Here is a 4,202-nt window from a genome sequence, read left to right as displayed (position 1 = left end):
CTCGCGCACGCCGCCCGCCTCAAGGGCGACGACGTGGTCGCGCTGGCCATGGTCGGCGACGGCGGCACCAGCGAGCTGCCCGGCACGCTCCGGGCGAGCAGCCGCCTCAGGTGTCGCCGGGACGTACCAGGCACAGGGCCCAGATCATGAAGCCGGAGAGGGCGATCATCACGACCGACCAGACCGGGTAGTACGGCAGCGACATGAAGTTGGCGATCATGATGAGTCCGCCGATCGCCACACCGGCCACTCGCGCCCAGGTCCTGGCCTGGAAGAGTCCCATGCTGATGAGTACGGCGACCGCACCCAGGATCAGATGGATCCAGCCCCAGGACGTGAGGTCGAACTTGAAGACGTAGTTCTGCGTGGTGACGAAGATGTCGTCCTGGGCGATCGCGGAGATTCCCCGGACGATGCCGAGGATCCCCGCGAGCAGCAGCATGACGCCGCCGAAGACGGTCATTCCGCCTGCCACCTGGTGTTTCGCGGACGGCGTGCGCGTGCGTGCGTGTGCGTGCGGAGCGTGTGTAGCCATGTCGCCACCTCATTCCGTCGTGTGCGGTCGGGGTCCGGGGCGCCGGGGCGGGCCCGGTGCGGTCAGCGGGCGGGTCCGGTGCGGGTCAGCCGGCGTGCCCGGAGCCGTGGCCGCTCAGCACCAGTTCCTTGGCCCGGTTGAACTCCTCGTCGGTGAGGTCGCCGCGCGAGCGGATCTCGGACAGCCGGTGCAGTTCTTCGGCGGTGCCGGTCTGCGTGCCGTGGCCCGCCGCGGTCTCCCGGATGTAACTGTCGAACGCCTCCTGTTGCGCGCGGGCCTGCGCGATCTCCCGCCGGCCCATGTTCTTGCCGCGGGCGATGACGTAGACGAACACGCCGACGAAGGGCAGCAGGATGACGAAGATCATCCAGCCGGTCTTGGCCCAGCCGCTCAGCGAGTCGTCCCGGAAGATGTCGACGACGACCCGGAACAGCAGCACGAACCACATGACCCACAGGAACAGCAGCAGCATGGTCCAGAAGGCTCCGAGCAGGGGGTAGTCGTACGCGAGGTACGTCGCGGGGCTCATGGCTCTCCTCCGTCCGGCGCGGGGATGCGCGCCGGTTTCAGGCTGCCCACGGCGACGGCCGTGCCGCCTCACCCCCGACGGGTGATCCCGGCCGGGTACGGAGTGCGGTGCGCTGGAGAGCGGATGTACGCCGAAGCCACAGGAGGGCGGACCATGACCGCACCGAGCGCCGTCGTCGCGGCCCTCTCACCGGCCGAGCGGACCGAGCGGGGGCGGACGGCCCGCAAACGCGTCGCACGCTCGGCGCACGGCCGGTTCGCCCCTGGTCCCGACCGCTTCGACCCGGTCGACGTGCTCGCGCGGCAGTCGGCCACGCGGGTGCCCGAACTGGTCCCGATCCGGTACGGGCGCATGCTGGAGTCGCCGTTCCGCTTCTACCGGGGCGCCGCCGCGATCATGGCCGCCGACCTCGCCACGCTGCCGCACAGCGGGCTGGAGGTGCAGCTGTGCGGCGACGCGCATCTGCTGAACTTCCGGCTGCTGGCCTCGCCGGAACGGCACCTCGTCTTCGACATCAACGACTTCGACGAGACCTTCACCGGCCCCTTCGAATGGGACGTCAAACGGCTCGCCGCCAGCCTCGTCATCGCGGGCCGCGCCAACGGCTTCTCCGAGCGGGAGCAGAACAAGGCGGTCATCGCCTGCGTACGGGCGTACCGCGAACGGATGCGGGGCCTCGCCGACATGCGCACCCTGGACGTCTGGTACGCCCAGGACGACGTCGACCGGATGCGGGAACTCCTCGCCTCCTCCCTCGACCGGTCCGTCCGGCGCCGTACCGAACGGGCCGCCGCGCGGGCCCGCGCCCACACCTACCTCCAGGCCGTCGACCGGCTCACCCGGATCACCCCCGAGGGCCGGCGGATCGCCCCGGACCCGCCCCTGATCACCCCGCTGCGCGACCTACTGCCCGACGCGCCCGGACGCGGTGAGGAGAGCGAACTGCGCTCCATCCTCGAGGGATACGCGGACACCCTGTCCTCCGAGCGTCGGCACCTGCTCCACCGGTACCGGCTCGTGGACACGGCCCGCAAGGTGGTCGGCGTCGGCAGCGTCGGCACCCGCTGCTGGATCCTGCTCCTGCTCGGCCGCGACGACGATGATCCGCTGCTGCTCCAGGCCAAGGAGGCGCAGGAGTCGGTGCTCGCGCCGTACACGGAGGGCGAACGCTTCGACAACCAGGGCCGCCGCGTGGTGACCGGGCAACGCCTGATCCAGACGACCAGTGACATCTTCCTGGGCTGGGACCGCGTCCTCGGCCTGGACGGCAGGGAAAGGGACTTCTACGTGCGCCAGCTGCGGGACTGGAAGGGCATCGCGCGTCCGGAGACCATGGACGCCCGGACGCTCGCCCTCTTCGGGGGCTGGTGCGGAGGCAGCCTGGCCCGCGCCCACGCGCGCTCCGGCGACCCCCTGGCGATCGCCGCCTACCTGGGCACGAGCGACCGTTTCGACCAAGCCCTCCCCGACTTCGCCCAGGCCTACGCCGACCGCAACGAGCGGGACTTCGAGGAACTCCGGGCCGCCGTACGTTCCGGGAGGCTCACCGCCGAGAGCCTCTGACGCGCGTGCGGTCGTGTGTGCGAAGAGGGGGTGGGTGCGCCCGACCGGCGCCATACCCACCTCAGACGTCACGGACGCATCGAAGAACACTCGTTCGAGCGGTGAGGAAGCACTCATGCCCGATACGCTGACGCCCGGGATCAGAATCGTGCCCATGGGAGCAGCCATGACTACCTTCGCCGCCGGGCAACCACTCATCCCCCAGCCGCCTGCCACGGTTGCCGCGTTGCGCCAGGCGGTCAGCCAGATCGCGCCCGCAGCACTGCCGGCCTTCACCCGGGAGTTGGATCAGGCGGCTGACCAGTCCCGGCAGAGTTGCGACCTGACGCCGCTCCAGCGGTTCATCGGCCAGTGGGCCGTCTATGTCCATATCCAGCGTTGGCCCGAGCTGGCAGCAGACCTCCGACGCTGGGAAGACACCGTCGAGTCCGGCGGCGCGGCTCAGGCACGAGAGGCCGCTTCTGAGATCGGCCGAATCCTGGACACAGCTCACGCGGCCATCGGTCTCCCGGCCCTGTGAGCACGGACTGGCGCTGGGAATACGACCCCGACCACGACCACGTGGTAGCCGGCATCCCCGTTCACGTCGTGGCTGAAGTGGAACGCCTGACCGACCAGCTCGTCGACCTTGCCGGTATGGGCGTCGACCTCAGCGACATCGGCAACGGCCCTCGACCGGGCGGTCTGAGGCGCATGGATGCCGCCGGCGGCTGGTTCTACTTCCTGGTGGCGCCACGTGACCCGCTGATCATCGTGGTCCGTATCGTGCCGCCGTTCGACGCGCTGTAGGCGTCACTGGGGGGTCGGGCGCATCTCGACCACGCGGAGGCCCAGGGAGCGCAGGCGGGCCAGGAGGCCGTACAGGTGTGCCTCGTCGACGACCTGGCCGAACAGCACGGTCTGGCCCCGCATCACGACATGGTCCAGCTCGGGGAAGGTCTCGGTCAGCGTGTCCGACATGTGGCCGTCCACGCGGATCTCGTAGTGCATGCGCCCCTCCTCCCACGGCTCGGGAGCGGCGGCAGACTGCTGCCACCCTGCGATCGTCCACCCCGCCCGGCCGCCCCGCCCTCACCCGTGGCAGGTGAGCGGGGCGGTGAGCGGCTCGCGCGGGGCGGCCGGGCTCACAGCAGCCGCAGGTCGCGGGCCCGGCGTACGGCGTCGGCGCGGCGGTTGACGTCGAGCTTCCGGTAGACGCTCTTGAGGTGGGTCTTCACCGTGTTGACCGACACGTACAGGTCGGCGGCGATCTCCTCGGTCGTCATCATCCGCGCCAGCCGCCGCAGCACGTCCCGCTCCCGGCCGCTCAGATCCTCCACCACGGGCGGCACGGCGGGCGGCGGCACGTCGGCGGAGCCGGTGACGAGCCAGCCCGCGGCCAGCCCCCGCAGCGGGTCCGTGTCCAGCAGCGGTGCGAGCCACGGCCCGGCGTCCACGAAGGGGCGGCGCAGATGCCCGTGCCGGGCCCCGCGCAGCGCCGCGGCGTCACACCGGCGGGCGGCGGCCGGGTCGCCCGCCAGGTGCCCGTTCCAGGCCCGTACCAGGGCGGCCCGCACGGACACCCCGGGGCCGGTC

General features: G+C 71.2%; 7 protein-coding genes. 3 read left to right on the top strand and 4 right to left on the bottom strand.

Translation table 11 applies throughout. The features are described 5' to 3' along the window. Positions 1-106: 106 nt before the first annotated feature. Complete coding sequence (locus JL475_RS38245) at positions 107-463, bottom strand: hypothetical protein (RefSeq protein ID WP_237409439.1); 357 nt, start codon at positions 461-463, stop codon at positions 107-109. Positions 464-620: 157 nt separating this feature from the next. Continuing rightward, positions 621-1,064: an SHOCT domain-containing protein gene (locus JL475_RS38240; RefSeq protein ID WP_202282807.1), complete on the bottom strand. Its 444-nt coding sequence runs from the start codon at positions 1,062-1,064 to the stop codon at positions 621-623. 153 nt (positions 1,065-1,217) lie between these two features. On the opposite strand from JL475_RS38240, the gene JL475_RS38235 reads away from it, so the two are divergent. The 3 genes from JL475_RS38235 (at position 1,218) to JL475_RS38225 (ending at position 3,416) form a co-directional block, all read left to right on the top strand. After that, on the top strand, positions 1,218-2,627 hold the full coding sequence (locus tag JL475_RS38235) for a DUF2252 domain-containing protein (RefSeq protein WP_202282806.1): 1,410 nt from the start codon (positions 1,218-1,220) through the stop codon (positions 2,625-2,627). Between the two features lie 166 nt (positions 2,628-2,793). Further along, the gene (locus JL475_RS38230) at positions 2,794-3,147 is read left to right on the top strand and encodes a DUF6247 family protein (protein WP_202282809.1); all 354 of its coding nucleotides are present in this window, start codon (positions 2,794-2,796) and stop codon (positions 3,145-3,147) included. Next, positions 3,144-3,416, top strand: coding sequence for a hypothetical protein (locus JL475_RS38225; protein WP_202282805.1), 273 nt, complete (start codon positions 3,144-3,146; stop codon positions 3,414-3,416). The genes JL475_RS38230 and JL475_RS38225 overlap by 4 nt, the downstream gene beginning before the upstream one ends. A 3-nt stretch (positions 3,417-3,419) precedes the next feature. Here JL475_RS38225 and JL475_RS38220 read toward each other — a convergent pair whose 3' ends face one another. Beyond that, on the bottom strand, positions 3,420-3,617 hold the full coding sequence (locus tag JL475_RS38220; RefSeq protein WP_202282804.1) for a hypothetical protein: 198 nt from the start codon (positions 3,615-3,617) through the stop codon (positions 3,420-3,422). Between the two features lie 134 nt (positions 3,618-3,751). After that, a partial coding sequence (locus JL475_RS38215; RefSeq protein ID WP_202282803.1) for a helix-turn-helix transcriptional regulator occupies positions 3,752-4,202 on the bottom strand: 451 nt, incomplete at its 5' end.

This window comes from Streptomyces sp. M2CJ-2 (assembly GCF_016757295.1).
Taxonomy (GTDB): Bacteria; Actinomycetota; Actinomycetes; order Streptomycetales; family Streptomycetaceae; genus Streptomyces.
This window is presented reverse-complemented; position numbering and strand designations above follow the sequence as displayed.